The following is a 14358-nucleotide window of genomic DNA, read 5'->3' as shown; positions in this document are numbered from 1 at the left end:
AATCTACCTCGGGTCGGTGGCCAGCAGCGCGAAGACCCCATGATCGAGCCACCGTCCATCGCACCACTCGGCCTGCCGCGCGATCCCTTCGAAGCGGAACCCCAGTCGACCGATCACGGCCAGGGAAGCGGCATTGTCCGTGGCAGCTGCCACGCGGACCCGGTGGGCTCCCATCTGCTGGAACGCGAAGGTGAGCACTGCGCGACAGGCCTCGGTCATCAAGCCGCGCCCGGTCGACTCCCTGCGTAGCCAGTACCCGAGCTCGCAAGAGCGGTGGATGTGAACGCAGGACTCCAGCCCGACGACACCCGCGAAGCTGCGGTGTGCCCGCTCGCGGATCACGAAGCGCAAGGCACGCCCGTGCTCCCAGTCGGAGGCGCACGCCTCGGCGAACCGGGTACTGGCTGCGGCGTCCGTGTGGAACTGGACCCAGGGCAACCAGCGCTGCAGTGCGCTTCGCGAGCTGCTGACGGCATGCCAGATCTCGGGACCGTCCGAACCATCGATGGGGAAGAGCAACAGCCGCTCGGTCTCGATCGGCCTGGAGCGTAGCTCCTGGCGAGGCGGCAGGATCAGCATGGGGATTACCGGCACTGCACCCGTGCGACGTAGGGTTCCAGGTGCCCCGCCTCGTAATCCAGCCACGCTGCGTACCACTCGCCTGGCTTGGTGCCTGGCGTGACGGAGGGCATTGGCTGGTCTCCGGTCACGCGGGCGAAGCGGGTCGGTGGGCCCACGCCGTCCCGGGTGAGGGCAGCGGTGACCACACGACCTCCCTCGTACCAGAAGAGCTGAGCGTGGCCTTCCGCATCGACCGCCACCGCGGGGTGCATCCCGTGCTTCGCGAATTTTTTCCGCCAGAGGGGCTGCGCCGCGCTTGGATCCACGTAGGCAGCGGAAGCGGAGCCCGTGGGCGGGTCGCCGTGCCACACCAGGTAACAAGACTCGGCCCCGCACGCGATCGCTGGACCGTCACTCCTGGTCTTTTCCGCTTCGACCATGGCCACTTCGCCGGCCAACCGATCGACCCGCTCACCACGCCGCGCCGGCTCGACGGACTTGTCGGCATCGGCGAGCGGCAGGCGCATGTGCTGGATCATGTGCCGTGGCTCCCGCTCCAGTCGGAACAGGATGTGGAGCGCATCGCCGTGCACCACTGCGGATGGGAACCGAGCGCGCGGCTTGACCGGGCCTGCGGGGACCACGTCGGTCAACCGAACCGGGGCCCCGAGAGGCTCTAGGTTGGACGAGAGGCGTCGAAGGAACAGGTCTTCGGAGTCCGACGTCATGTCGGTGTCGTCCGACCACACGACGAAGAACCCATCGGGCGCGATGGCGAGGGAAGGCCAGAAGTTGCCGCCTCGAGGGATGCTCGCCACGGAGACCGCCGGCCCGGCGATCCGCCCGTCGGGGTCGAGCCAGCGCACGTGGACCCCGGCTTCCGGTCCCTTTGCATCCCAGTAGGTCAGGACCAACTTGTCGCCCACCCGCTTCAGGTCGGGCCGACCCACTGCAGCCCCCTCGGGGGTCACATCCACGGCGGGACCTGTCGCCCTGAGCGTGTTGTCGAGCAGCACCGCATACGCATGCTCGCTCCCCTCGTGCGCATCGGTCCAGGCGACCACGGGTCCGCGTGGCCCGAACGCGATCGAGGGACGGCTGCCTGCGACGAGGCGTACGCCCCGCCCCACGAGATCGTAAGTGCGAGGACGCCCGAGCCCGGTCAGCGAGCAGGGGGCTCGTCCGTTCGCCTCTTTGAGCGCCACCTGCACGTGGTCGAGCAGGGTGCGGGGGACGCCGTGCGCCCCCTTGTCGTACGCTTCCTTCAAGGGGCCCAGCGCCTCCTTGAGGTTGCCCTGCGCGAGCTCCTTCTGCGCCTGCGCCACGTGGGGTATCCAGGGCAGGTCACTCGTTGGCGGGGGTGACGCGATACGGGTCGCGGTGGGTTCTGCTGTGCTCGGCGTGGGGACGGTCGACGACGCGGTGCCGCTCGCAGCAGTGGATGGAGGCGCGTCCTGTGGGACCTGCAGGAACTGCTTGTAGCTGGCGTAGCCCGCACCTCCGACGGCGACGAGGAAGCCGAACACGAGCAGCGCGCGTCCCCAGCCACCTGGGCGTCGTGCTCGCAGAGGCTCCTCCACGTCGTGGCGTGGCAGTGGTCTCTCGCCCCCAGGTCCCACGGGACCAGTCGGCTGAGGTCCAGCGAAGGCGAGCCCCGGGCTCTGCGGAGGAAGCGAGCGCAGCTCGGGATCGGGTGTGGGGAGGCCGGCTGGAGAAGGACGACGCTCCACGCCGGGTGCGGACAGGTGCCCGGGCTGAGAGGCCGAGAACGGTGCGGAGGTCCTCGCGATGCCGAAGCCGCCATCCAGGGACGGTTCCCCGCCGCGAAGCTCCACCGGGATGTCATCGAGCGAGGGGGTCCCGAGTGCCGGCTCTACCCCACGCGCACCCGAGGCGTTCATCCCGAGCGCGATGGCCAGCTCGTCGGCGAACTCTTTCGCCGTCTGATGACGCTTCTCGATCGACCGGTTCAGCGCCCGATCGAACCACAGCGTGAACGACGGCGGCAGATCGGGTCGCATCTCGGCGGGACGAGGCAGCGGCGCGTTCGCGATCTGCGCGAACGTCATCGCCACGCCTTGATCGGTCTGCCACACGGTGCGGCCGGTCAGGCACTCGAACGTGATGCATCCGAGCGCCCAGAGATCCGCTCGATGATCCACGGCGCCCTGACCGCGCACTTGCTCGGGGCTCATGTATGCGGGCGTGCCGAACACCGCGCCCTCGCGCGTCAGCCTCGCCTGCTTGTCCCCGCCGTCCATCGGCGTGTAGAACTTGGCCAGCCCGAAATCGAGGATCTTCGCGCACAGCCGCCCTTCCTCGTCCTTGGTGAGGAAGATGTTCTCCGGCTTCAGATCGCGGTGAACGATCGACGCCGCGTGCGCCTTCGCGAGCCCACGGCAGACCTGGGTCATCACCACGACCGTCGTCTCGAAGTCGAGGGTCCGGACGACGGTCATGCGCTCGTAGAGAGACTCCCCTTCCAGCAGCTCCAGCACGAGGAACGGCCGCCCATCCTCCAGGCGCCCGGAGTCGTACACATCGCAGATGAAGGGGCTCCGGATGGCCGCTGCCGCGCGTGCTTCCCGGAGGAAACGCTCCACGACCACCGCCGAGGTCGTGAGTTCCTGGGCCAGGACCTTGATCGCTACGCGCTTGCCGATGTCGATGTTCTCGGCCTCATAGACCGCAGCCATCCCGCCCCGGCCGATCTCGCGCGTGATGCGGTGCTTTCCGGCAAGCAGCGTACCTACCGGGATCTTCGCTTTGTTCGGCAAAGCCATCAGGGCAGCGTTGTCCCGCGGGTTCGGACCGGCAGCCTATGCGAGGCGCACCAGGAGAACAAGGAGCGCTCGGCGTTCCGTTCATCCCCCCCGGGGTGAAAACTCATTTCCTCGCTCCGATGCATCCCTGAAACACTCCGGAAACCTGTGCCCAGCTACACCACGCCTGGCCCTGACCGCCACCATGACGGTCAGGGCCGGGTCTGTCCGGATGTTCCGGGTAGATCGCTGGTCGATGTGGAAGCGGATCCCAGCGGCCGCGGGATCGTGGGCGCTGGGGGATCCGTCCGGCGGGGGGGGCCCCTACCGCGACGGCCCGCGCCCGGGGCCCTGGCGAGAGCACATGAAGAAGGTCGAGGCGATCATCAAGCCGTTCAAGCTCGACGAGGTCAAGGACGCCCTCGCCGAGGTTGGCATCCAGGGCATGACCGTCACCGAAGTGAAGGGCTTCGGTCGGACTGGAGGCAAGAAGGAAGTCTATCGAGGCTCCGCCTACGTCGTCGACTTCGTCCCCAAAGTGAAGATCGAGATCGTCGTCCCCGACGACATGGTGAACGACGTCATCGACGCCATCGAAAAGAGCGCGAAAACTGGGCGGATCGGCGACGGGAAGATCTTCGTGATGCCCGTGGAAGAGGCAGTGCGGATCCGCACCGGGGAGCGGGGCGAGGACGCGATCTAGGGCCAAGGCGCGCCCGCTCATCAACGTGGAGAGAGGTAGGAGAGCATGAAGCCGAAAGAGGTCATCGCATTCGCGCGCGAGAACGACTGCAAGTTCGTCGATCTCAAGTTCATCGATCTGCCTGGCATCTGGCAGCACACCACTATCCCTGCCAGCCGCCTGGATGAAGACCTCTTCGAGGAGGGGATCGGGTTCGATGGCTCCTCGGTGCGCGGCTGGCAGCCGATCAACGCCAGCGACATGCTGATGACGCCGGACCCGACGACGGCGAAGATCGATCCCTTCCACGCCCACAGGACCCTCAGCCTGATCTGCAAGATCAGCGATCCGGTCACCGGCCAGCCCTACGGCCGCGATCCGAGATACATCGCTCAGAAGGCCGAGAACTACCTCAAGGCGAGCGGCATCGCCGACACCGCCTTCTTCGGCCCCGAGGCGGAGTTCTTCGTCTTCGACTCCGTGCGTTACGACGTCTCCCCGCGCGGTTCCTTCTACGAGATCGACAGCGATGAAGCGGCCTGGAACACCGGCAAGCCGGGCCCCAACTTCGGTCACAAGGTGCGGCACAAGGAGGGCTACTTCCCGGTCCCTCCGACAGACGTCCTGCATGATCTCCGCGCCGAGATGATGAGCCAGCTCATGGAGAGCGGCATTGAGGTCGAGGTGGGCCATCACGAGGTGGCTTCCGCAGGCCAGTGTGAGATCGGCATGCGTTTCTCCACCCTTACCAGGGTCGCCGACAACCTCATGTGGTACAAGTACGTCGTCAAGAACGTCGCCAAGCGGAACGGCAAGACGGCGACCTTCATGCCGAAGCCCGTCTATGGCGATAACGGCAGCGGCATGCACTGCCACCAGTCCCTCTGGAAGGAGGGGCGCCCCCTCTTCGCTGGCGACGGCTACGCAGGCCTGTCCGACATCGGCCTCTGGTACATCGGAGGCATCCTCAAGCACGCCAGCGCGCTCGCCGCCCTCACCAACCCGACGACCAACAGCTACCGGCGCCTGGTCCCTGGCTACGAGGCCCCGGTGAACCTCGCCTACTCGAGCCGCAACCGCTCGGCCTCCATCCGCATTCCCCTGCCCCCTGGTTCCAGCCCGAAGGGCCGCCGGATCGAGGTGCGCTTCCCCGATGCGACCTGCAACCCCTACCTCGCCTTCGCCGCCATGATGCTCGCCGGACTCGACGGGATCATGAACCGCATCGATCCAGGTGATCCGCTGGACAAGGACATCTACGCCCTCTCTCCCGAGGAGCTGAAGGGGGTCCCCCACGTCCCTGGCGCGCTCAACGAAGCCCTCGACGCACTGGAGCGAAACCACGAGTTCCTCCTCCGTGGCGACGTGTTCACACGTGACATCATCCAGACATGGATCGACTACAAGCGTGAGCGGGAAGTCGACGCTGTCCGGATCCGGCCGGTTCCCTACGAGTTCTTCCTGTACTACGACGTCTGAGCCGCCACGCTCGGCGCCTGGCGACCTGAAGATCGCTGGCATTTCACCCCCGCGTCCGCCCGTCGTCTCACCTGGAGCGACGGGCCTGCGCCGGATCATTTCGAGCACCGCCGAGCGACGATTCCGCTCGCACTCCGGTCAGGCTATGCTCGCGGCGTCTTGAAGCCCGGCGATCTCATTCAGTCTCGTTATCGGCTCGGCCAGCTCCTCGGAGCTGGCGCCAGTGGTTCAGTGTGGGCCGCAAAAAACGAGCTCATCGACCGCGATGTCGCCCTCAAGGTGATGCCGCCCGAGGTGGCCGAAGACGCCGTTGCTCTGCAGCGCTTCTTCAACGAAGCGAAGGCGAGCGGCCGTGTGCGCAGCCCGAGCATCGTCGAGATCCTCGATCTCGGCCAGGCGGAGAACGGCTCTCCATTCCTCGTCTTCGAGCTGCTCACCGGGGAAGGGCTCGATCAGAAGCTCCTCAGAGAAGGCATCCTCAGCCCAGAGGTCCTGGTCGAGATCTTCATCGGCATCGCGCGAGCCCTCGAGCTCGCCCACCAGCAGAACATCGTCCATCGGGATCTCAAGCCGGCGAACCTCTACATCCACCGCACCTCGCATGGGGAGCTCGTGGGGAAGATCCTCGACTTCGGCATCAGCAAGATCTTCGACACGACCCAGAACTTCACCCTCACCCGGACCGGCTGCGTCGTGGGCTCACCGGCTTACATGTCGCCAGAGCAAGCCTCCGGGCGTGAGGACCTCGATGGCCGAGCAGACATCTGGTCGGTCGGCGTCGTCATGTACGAGGCGCTCACGGCCACGCTGCCGCACCAGGCGCCGAACTACAACGCACTCATGGTCCGCATCCTGACGCAGGACTGCGACCCGGTGATGACCCGCAAGCCCGACCTCCCGCCCAGTTTGTGCGCCGTGGTCGACGGTTGCTTGAAGCGGGAGCGCGAGCAGCGCACGGCATCGGCGGGTCTCCTCGCCAGCCAGCTCGAAGGCATCCTCCGCGAGCTACGCGCTGCCCGCTATCGAGCTGAAGGGGGCCGACGTTCCTCCGACCGACATCTGCCGTCCTCCATTCCTCCGCCCGGCGAATCTCGCTCCGCCCGCTCCGTGTCCCGACAGCGACGACGTACCCGTACGGCGCTGATCCTGATCGCGGCTGGCATCGGTCTCGGCGTCGGCCTCAGCGTGCTCGTCATCTTGAGCATGACCTGGCTGCGTTGACATAGGACCCCCGGAGAAGCGCAGGCGTGTCATGACGCCGGCCTTCGGCGCAGCGTGCGCGCCGTCGCTGCCGCCAGCGTGACCGAGTGCCCCGCCGCGCCGAGCAGCAGGGCGATGGGCAGCGCGCCGGCAAGGGCGAGGACGAGATACAGGAGTGTGAAGAGGTCCCGCTTGAGCAACAAGCGGGCAAGCCGCACGACCCTCGTCCGCAGCCCGCCTCCGGTCTCGGCAAAGTCCCACTCCAGCGCATAGAAATCACCCGCGCCGAGCCGCCAGAGCTCCGCGTAGTACTGTGCCGACGTCAGGGCCAGCGTGACCATCGCCACCACCCCGCAAGCGATCACGCTCTCTGTACTCAGGAGGGCTTCCCCCGAGGAAGCGCTTCCGCGTAGCAACCCGATCGTGATGCCACCGTAGAAGGCGAGCGTCGACAGGTCGTCGGAGACGGTGTCGAGCCACTGTCCCAGCGGCGAACCTTGGAACCGTAGACGAGCAAGCTCACCGTCTACCCCATCGAGCACCGAGCTCACCTGCAGACATACCGCGCCCAGGAGCATCGGCCCGTACCCTCCGCGCGACGCGACCACGGCGCCGCCGAGCGCGATCGCGAGCGTGGCCAGCGTGACGGCGTTCGGTGTGATCCCCACACCGGCCAGGCGTCGCGACACGGCGAGCGACACGGGCCGGTTGATGTACCGCGCGACGAGACCATCCACGGGCTTTCGACAAGCCTCGAGCAGTGCGTCCTCTGCCAGCCGTCGTCCCTCCGTTGTGTCGACGCGCACCGCCCATCGGGCGCCGACGTCCATGGAGATTGCCTTGCCACTGGCGATGAGCGCGTCGACGGCCGCTGCGAAGCTGGCGCTGGAGGTCGCGTCGTCCGAAGAGACGACGGTGGTGCTCTCGTGGAAGAGCTGGCTCCCGAGCGCAGGCGTCACGAAGAGGGGCCCGAGTGCCCGTCCGTTTCGACAGGCGGCTGCCGCGTCTCGTTTGTTGAGGGAAGTCTCCATGAGCCGCCGGTAGATCGCCGGATCGGCCACCATGTGTGCAGACGTGATCAGCAGCGGCCCTGCAGCACCTTCGCAGACCTGGGCCACACCAGCCTCCCATGAGGCCGCCGTGATCACCGAGACCTGCACACCCAGCCGAGGATCCTTCGCCAGGTTCGCTGCGCTCGACGCATCTTCTGCGCTCACCACCAGGAAGATGCGGCTCGCACCCGCGCCTTCCAGCGCCAGCGCTGCACGCAGCACGAGCGGCACGCCTGCCACCAGCGTCTGGAGCTGCCCCTCTGGGGCTGGTGAGGCCAGCACCACGGCAGACGGCGAAAACGTCGAATTCAGTCTGCGGTCGCTACCACGTGGCTGTGCGCGCGGCGAGCTGGCGGCCCGCGGCGCGCTCCTCGACACGCTCGATCACGGCCGCTGTGGCTCGTCCTCGCGCGGCGCCTGTCCGCGCGTGCGGGCGACACGCATCACCTGCTCCAACCCGGCCGACAGGAACCCGAACAGATCGCCGTCCGATGAGGTCACGTTCACCTTGTCGAACGTCCCTCGGAACGACTCGGCCACCTTGGGTAGCGTCTCCGTCAGCATCACCTCTTCCAGCCTCGCTGCGCTCAGGTCGACGCAGCTCTCGCGCTGGAGCCGCAGCAGCGTCGCCTCCAGCTCCCCCTGAGCCCGCCGCAGCTCCATCTCTCCTCGCCCTCTCTCCCGCTCGGCTTCCCCTCGCTGGCGCGCCTGGGACAGCTTCGCGTCGAGTGCCCGCTGCTCGAGCGCCTGCTCATGTGCCATTGCGTCGGCTTCTCTCTGTCGCTCCGCCGAGAGACGCACCTCCTCCTCCGCCATCAGCTCTCGGTGCGCCTGCTCTGCCGCCCGCTGTCGCTCCGCGGCGAGCTCTGCCTCGCGTTGCGCGGTCCGTGCGCGCGCCTCCACCGTCCTCCGCTCCAGCGCTTGGCGGTGCTCCAGCGCCTCCATCTCTCGCTGACGCTCGGCCATGAGCCGCGCCTCTTCCTCTTTCATCAGCTCGCGCCGCGCCAGCTCTGCTGCCCGCCGCTTCTCCGCCTCCAGCGCAGCCTCGCGCTGCGCCACCTTTGCGTGCGCCTCCAGCGCCTCCAGCGCGAGCTTCTCTCTATAGGGCGCCTGCAGCCGCGCGAAGACCTCCTGCGACAGCACCCGGACGTCCTGGATCTCGATCGTGTCGATCACCACCCCCCACCCTGCCGTCGCCGTATCGCCGAGGGACCCCTCGCCAGCCAGCACCGGCGTGATCTCTGCCAGGAGTGCCGCTGCGACCCGCTCCTTCCGGTGAGTCAGGCACGCCTCCAGCGTCAGCCCTGCGACGATGCGTCGGGTCGCGCCGACGAACATCTCCTGCAGGATGTCGGTGAGTGAGCCCCGGTCCTGATCGATCATCCGGAACGCCAGCAGGGGCTCCACGATCCGATAGACGGCCAGTCCGGTCACCTCCACGCCCGTCTTCTCCAGCGTTACCTGATCGGCCCGGAACGACAGCTTGCTGATCGACGTCGGGATGAGCGTCACGCTGTCCCCCGACAGCTTGAAGCAGCTCACCCCTTGCCCACTACGACGAACCTTCCCATCACGGATCTGAATCAAGAACTCATTTGGCTGTGCCGTGACGCGCCCCCAGCTCGGGATCCTGTCCATCGCCTGTCCTCCGCGTTCTGCTCATTGCACACGGGAGGCCAGCGCCCTCTGCTGGCGTAGCGCCCTTGAAAAGGCATCGTTGGTCTCGGTCCGCCGTTCTCCGGCGATCCGTTCTGACGCGAGTGCTCCGAAATGAAGCGGCGTGAGCGTTCCTTCGTAGCGTCTACCCTGCTCCTCGGAGGAGAGACGGCCGCTCAGCCGCTCGTGCGCTCGGTCGGAGGGCGACGCGATCCGAAGTGTCCCTCGGCCCACAGCAGCGCCGCTGCCACCAGCTCGAGCTGCCCGTGGAAGCCAGCGAAGCGCAGGTATCCCGTCCTCGCGGCGCCCAGATCCACGCAGGCCCAGACCGCGAGGCCGAGCGCGAGCGCTCCTACGGCGCACAGAAGCCACACCCCGAACTCGTCGCGCAGGGCGCGGAACGTCCCCACGAACGTGCGTGGCGCTGCACGTGGCCGGTCCTCTTCCGGGATCAAGCGCAGCCAGACGGCGTAATGAAGCGATTGCGCGAACGCGAAGAGCAACACCAGCCGTAGGCCGAGCTCACGGCCTGCGTGAGGTGCGAGCGACGCCATGTGGTAGCTCATCGAGGTCCCCGAGCCGGGAGCGCTGAGGCCGCCGCTCCAGGCCAGCAGAGGCGCCGCCATCCCGGCGAGCAACCCCGCGGAGGCGAGGAGGAACAGCCCGAGGGGCACCCAGTGCAGGCGCCCCGCACGAGGGCGCCAGGCCCACCACAGCGCGATCCCGATCACGTTGTGCAGGTGCGCGAAGAGCAGCTCGGCCCAGCCGCTGTAATGGACCGACAGCGCGCCCAGAGGAACGAGGATCGCGAGCCCGAGGCACCGGCGGCGCCACGAAGTCCGCGCGATCAACAGCGCTGCCGCTGCGCCGAGCAGCCCCCACACCACCCGCGCGGTCAGCACGCCGACGAGGAGCGGGACACCCCCGGTGAGCCAGCAGAGTGCCCGCCGATGGAAGCCGGGGCGCACCCAGAGATACCGCACGTCACCGAGCAGGTGGGGCACGCCCAGCAGGATCGGTCCCAGCGCGAGCATCCACAGGGGCGCGAGCGCCGCGCCAAGAAAGCTGGCGACCACCGCGATCGCGCCGAGGACCGCGACCCGCATTTCCCGCTGTCGTGCCCACGTCGCGGCCCAGGGACCGATGAGCAGGAGCGTCTGCCGTCGCAGCACATCGGCGGGAGCGAGCAGCGATTCGAGCGCCCCTTCGATCACCGAGCTGCGAGACGTCCCCTGCGCTGCTCCCTGGACCGACGTGGCAGAACGCACCCGCTGAGGAGACGAGCGCGTCGCGCTTGCGTCAAGCTGGTGCGCTCACGCGCTCAGACGCGAGGGAAGCTCGGGCTGCTCACGCGTGCGGCGGGGGCTGCCGCGAGGGTGCGTCGCAGGTCGCGGCGTGGCTTCGAGGCTTCACGGGCGAGGGCCTCGTCGTCGCGTGCGCGATGTGACCGGGCGCCGTTGCGTCGCCGCGTGGCCGCCTTCACCCCCAGGAAGATTGCACCGAAGGTTGCGGCGAACCAGGCGAAAAGGCCCGCGAAGAGGAGCCCGACCGTCGTCAGCGGTCCCATCTCCGTCAGCTTCGTGATGGGCTGGGACAGCTTGCCGATCTCCACCATCGGCTGGTGCAGCATCGCCACCTCGCGCATCGGCTCCTTGAGCGCGGCGACCTCACCCATCGGATCATCGAGCAACGCGACGCGCTCCATGGGCGTCTCCAGCGAGGCGATGGTGGCCATGCTGCCCTGCATCGACTGCATGCTGTGACGCATGTCCGACATCGCGCTCTCGAGCGTGGAAAGGCGCTGCATCGACGTCTCGAGCGCGGCGACGCGCGCCATCGGCGTATCGAGTGCGGCGACGCGATCCATGCTGCGCTGCATCTGATCCATGCTGCGTCGCATCGATTCCATTGTGGTTTCCAGCTCGGCGAGGCGCTTCATGGGCGCATCGAGCGCGGCGACGCGCGCCATCGGCTCGTCGAGCGCAGCGACGCGCGTGAGGTCGGCCTTCATCTCGGCGAGCATGCGGTTCGATGCGTCGAGCGTCGCGGAGGTCTCCCGCATCGTCGCTGTGGTGTCCTTGATCGTGCTGGTGTTCGCCTCGATCATCGACGCCATGCCGCAGCCCGGAAGCGCGGCGAGGCAGGCCAACAAGACCGTCGACGCGAATGTGGTGGCGCGGTGCATCATACAATCGATGCCGCGCGGACAGCCGCGCGTCAATGATTATCTAACGCGGTGCGTGCATCAATGTCCTACCCCTGAAACAGGCAGGATCATGGCTGGATCTGGGGATGACGACCTGACGTGCCGGTGCTCAATGTGGGTGTGCGTCAGGGAATGAGAGGGACTCTCCCTATTTGCGCAACTTACGAATACTGCCGCCGTCTCCCTCATTGGCCCAGTAGACATGGGTGTCGTCGATCACCATGTGGACGAGCCCGGCCTGAGTGCTTGCCAGGGTCTCGATGGCACCTCCCTCCACAGGCGTACGCAGCACGCGCTGCAGGCCGGCGTCGGTCCAGTACACGTGCTGACCATCGACCGCGATGCTGTACGGCACCGACTGACCATCGGCCAGGGAGACCGGCTGATCCATCCCATCTTTCCGGACGCGCATGACGCAGTCCACGGCCTGACCCCCACCCGGGCTGCAGGCGCGGTTGGTCCAGTAGACATGGGCGGCGTCGACCGCGATGGAGTAGGGCTGCGGCTGAGTTTCTGCCAGGATTTCCGGGGTGCCGCCCGTGAGCGGGGCCTTCAGCACCTGCCCCGCGGACCGATCGGTCCAGTAGACGGACGTGCTGTCGATCGCGATGGCATAGGGCGTCTCGCTGCCCGGCACGATCAACGTGTGCGCGCCGCCATTCAGCGGAGCCCGGACGATGCCGCTGTTGGCGAGTTCGCCATCGTCGCGCGTCCAGTAGACGGCCTCTGCGTCGGCAGCGATACCCCAGAGGGCGCCGGCGTCCTGCGCGAAGAGCCCGGCATCGGGGATGCCGATCGTCGCCCGGTTGATCACCGGACTGTTCAGGTTGGCCCAGAACACGCTGGTTGCGTTCACCGCGATGGCGCCAGGAAGCGGCTGATCGACCCCCAGGTTCAGCACTGCGCCGCCCTGCTTCGGCATCTGCCGCACCTCTCCGAGGTTCACATCCGTGACCGACGTCCAGTAGAGGTTGGTGCCGTCGACGGCCAAGTGGTTCGGCTCGCCCTGCAGGCCCGCCAGCTCCGTCACGCCGGAGCACTCGCCACCAGAGCACGTCGCGCTGGCGCCGAGACACACCGAGAAGCAGGCGCCGCAGTTCGCGAGATCGGACGCGAACTCCACCTCACACCCGTTCGTCGGATCGCCGTCGCAGTCCTCGAAGCCGTCGGGACAGCCGGCCTCCCCACCCTCTCCCCCGGCGCCACCCGCGCCGCCAGCGCCGCCCATGCCGCCAGCGCCGCCCGTGTTCGAGCCCCCCGTGCCCGTGGGAAACAGCGGGTTGCCGTCGTCGTCGCCGCCGCAAGCAGCGCCGAGGGCGACCAGCGCGAAGATGGAACCGTACCGCACCAAGGATGTCATCAGAACCTCCCCTGCACGCCCGGCCCTGCTGCCGGCGCGTTGCGCAGGATCACCACGCCAACCGCAGAGCCTATCCTGAGATGCTGCGTGAGGACTACTCGCTCTGCCGCTGCCCAGGCGCGCCGTCGCGCTCCCCGCGCTCCCCGCGCTCCCCGCGCTCCCCGCGCTCCCCGCGCTCCCCGCGCTCCCCGCGCTCCCCGCGCTCCCGGCGTTCCTCGCGCCCGTCACGCCGCGCGACGACTGCCGTGATGGCAGCCAGGACAGCCGCGGCGAGCCACGCGGCCGGGCCCGATGCGCCGGGGCCAGCGTGGACCACCGAGCCCGACCAGGTCACGTCGAGCACCGCGCCACGCAGCACGGCTCCCGTGAACAGGCCGAAGCTCGCGACGGCACCCACAGCGGCCGGGAGCCCACCCCACCGCCACCACATCGTCGCCGCAAGCCCGCCCAGCGCGAGGGCCAGGGGTACGGCCGCGCTGCCGACCCCGGGCAAGAGCACGAACGCGACGCCGTGAGCTGCCGTCGCGAAGGCGAGCGCGTACGGGGCTGGCAGCTTGGCGCGCTCTGCTGCGATGAAGGGAATCCCCGTCAGCAGGATCTCGTCACGCACTGCGGCAGCCGAGGTGCGCAGAAGGGCGAGGGCCAGGCTCCACGAAGGGTGCCCGAGTTCGATCGACGCGAGGCCCAGCAGAAGCGCGACGAGGAGGGTGAGCACCACGGCGCACGCGCCTGCTGCGGCGCCGAGCGCCAGCCGCCGGAGGGTCCGTGAGAGCCCCCCTGACTTGCCCGCATCCCCGGGCTCTTCCCAGCGCACCCCGGCGTACCCGCCGCCGAGATCGGCGATGACGGCGCCAGCGAGCGCCGTGGCGAGCGGGCTTGCGGCGAGGGCCCCGGAGACGAGCTGGACGACGGCATGAAGGCCGACGAACCAGGCTGCACCTCGGGCGATCTCGGAGACGGCGGAGCGCTGCACGGTGGCGGTGCAACGTAGTCCATCGTGTCGTCAACGTCCCGCCGAGGTCGTGGTGATGAGAGGCGTCGGACCCAGCCAGCATCTCGAAAAAAGTGAGCATGCTTCCAGCTGTAACCGCGCGAAGGGAGGCCTCCAGGACTCTCCGCGCGGACCAGATGTCGGCGGAAAATTTTTCGTCGGGTCACGATCGTGACCTGGTGAAGGGCGCGGGCGACGGGGGTGAGGGGAGCTTCGAACCTGACGGCGGCGGTCGTGGAAGGGCGCTGGGCCCGCCGGACAGACCCCCTCACGCAGAGGAGGAGGACCGGGACGCCTCGTCGCTTGGTGTCAGAAGACATGGCAGCGACGGTGGTTTTCGGGAGCAGGGGGCGGACGCGGCCGACGTGTCCAGGGGTGGGATCACCCAGGCGCCGGGGCTCGGACCTCA

The 14358-nt window shown here is 68.1% G+C and carries 11 protein-coding genes; 3 read left to right on the top strand and 8 right to left on the bottom strand.

Annotated elements, in window-relative coordinates; translation table 11 throughout:
* Positions 1-3: 3 nt before the first annotated feature.
* Together CMC5_RS37160 and CMC5_RS37155 are read right to left on the bottom strand one after the other, a co-directional pair.
* Positions 4-579 (bottom strand): GNAT family N-acetyltransferase, encoded by a 576-nt coding sequence (locus tag CMC5_RS37160; RefSeq protein WP_050434839.1) that lies wholly within the window; start codon positions 577-579, stop codon positions 4-6.
* A gap of 5 nt (positions 580-584) precedes the next feature.
* Entirely contained in the window at positions 585-3344 is a 2760-nt protein-coding gene (locus tag CMC5_RS37155; RefSeq protein WP_050434838.1) for a serine/threonine-protein kinase, read from the bottom strand.
* 343 nt (positions 3345-3687) lie between these two features.
* Here CMC5_RS37155 and CMC5_RS37150 point away from each other — a divergent pair, with 343 nt between their 5' ends.
* From CMC5_RS37150 to CMC5_RS37140, 3 genes are all read left to right on the top strand, one after another.
* The gene (locus CMC5_RS37150) at positions 3688-4026 is read left to right on the top strand and encodes a P-II family nitrogen regulator (protein ID WP_050434837.1); all 339 of its coding nucleotides are present in this window, start codon (positions 3688-3690) and stop codon (positions 4024-4026) included.
* A 45-nt stretch (positions 4027-4071) separates the two neighbouring features.
* Positions 4072-5484, top strand: coding sequence for a type I glutamate--ammonia ligase (gene glnA, locus CMC5_RS37145; RefSeq protein WP_050434836.1), 1413 nt, complete (start codon positions 4072-4074; stop codon positions 5482-5484).
* Positions 5485-5643: 159 nt separating this feature from the next.
* Complete coding sequence (locus CMC5_RS37140) at positions 5644-6705, top strand: serine/threonine-protein kinase (protein ID WP_169796775.1); 1062 nt, start codon at positions 5644-5646, stop codon at positions 6703-6705.
* 29 nt (positions 6706-6734) lie between these two features.
* Here the strand turns inward: CMC5_RS37140 and CMC5_RS37135 are convergent, their stop codons facing one another.
* The 6 genes from CMC5_RS37135 to CMC5_RS37110 form a co-directional block, all read right to left on the bottom strand.
* Positions 6735-8021 (bottom strand): CDP-alcohol phosphatidyltransferase family protein, encoded by a 1287-nt coding sequence (locus CMC5_RS37135; protein WP_050434834.1) that lies wholly within the window; start codon positions 8019-8021, stop codon positions 6735-6737.
* A gap of 99 nt (positions 8022-8120) precedes the next feature.
* On the bottom strand, positions 8121-9374 hold the full coding sequence (locus CMC5_RS37130; RefSeq protein ID WP_050434833.1) for an SPFH domain-containing protein: 1254 nt from the start codon (positions 9372-9374) through the stop codon (positions 8121-8123).
* A gap of 194 nt (positions 9375-9568) precedes the next feature.
* On the bottom strand, positions 9569-10660 hold the full coding sequence (locus tag CMC5_RS37125) for a hypothetical protein (RefSeq protein ID WP_050434832.1): 1092 nt from the start codon (positions 10658-10660) through the stop codon (positions 9569-9571).
* Between the two features lie 53 nt (positions 10661-10713).
* The gene (locus CMC5_RS37120) at positions 10714-11508 is read right to left on the bottom strand and encodes a hypothetical protein (protein ID WP_156339142.1); all 795 of its coding nucleotides are present in this window, start codon (positions 11506-11508) and stop codon (positions 10714-10716) included.
* A gap of 238 nt (positions 11509-11746) precedes the next feature.
* The gene (locus CMC5_RS46725) at positions 11747-12958 is read right to left on the bottom strand and encodes a DUF5050 domain-containing protein (RefSeq protein WP_050434830.1); all 1212 of its coding nucleotides are present in this window, start codon (positions 12956-12958) and stop codon (positions 11747-11749) included.
* Positions 12959-13052: 94 nt separating this feature from the next.
* Positions 13053-13931, bottom strand: coding sequence for a hypothetical protein (locus CMC5_RS37110; protein ID WP_050434829.1), 879 nt, complete (start codon positions 13929-13931; stop codon positions 13053-13055).
* Between the last annotated feature and the right edge of the window lie 427 nt (positions 13932-14358).

This window comes from Chondromyces crocatus, from assembly GCF_001189295.1.
Lineage (GTDB): Bacteria > Myxococcota_A > Polyangia > Polyangiales > Polyangiaceae > Chondromyces > Chondromyces crocatus.
The sequence above is the reverse complement of the archived record's forward strand: the minus strand, read 5'-3'. Positions and strand labels throughout refer to the sequence as shown.

Excerpts from the sequence above, each read along its gene's own strand:
- CMC5_RS37160 (WP_050434839.1), bottom strand. The coding sequence starts at position 579 with ATGCTGATCCTGCCGCCTCGCCAGGAGCTACGCTCCAGGCCGATCGAG.
- CMC5_RS37155 (WP_050434838.1), bottom strand. The coding sequence starts at position 3,344 with ATGGCTTTGCCGAACAAAGCGAAGATCCCGGTAGGTACGCTGCTTGCC.
- CMC5_RS37150 (WP_050434837.1), top strand. The coding sequence starts at position 3,688 with ATGAAGAAGGTCGAGGCGATCATCAAGCCGTTCAAGCTCGACGAGGTC.
- glnA (WP_050434836.1), top strand. The coding sequence starts at position 4,072 with ATGAAGCCGAAAGAGGTCATCGCATTCGCGCGCGAGAACGACTGCAAG.
- CMC5_RS37130 (WP_050434833.1), bottom strand. The coding sequence starts at position 9,374 with ATGGACAGGATCCCGAGCTGGGGGCGCGTCACGGCACAGCCAAATGAG.
- CMC5_RS37120 (WP_156339142.1), bottom strand. The coding sequence starts at position 11,508 with ATGGCGTCGATGATCGAGGCGAACACCAGCACGATCAAGGACACCACA.
- CMC5_RS46725 (WP_050434830.1), bottom strand. The coding sequence starts at position 12,958 with ATGACATCCTTGGTGCGGTACGGTTCCATCTTCGCGCTGGTCGCCCTC.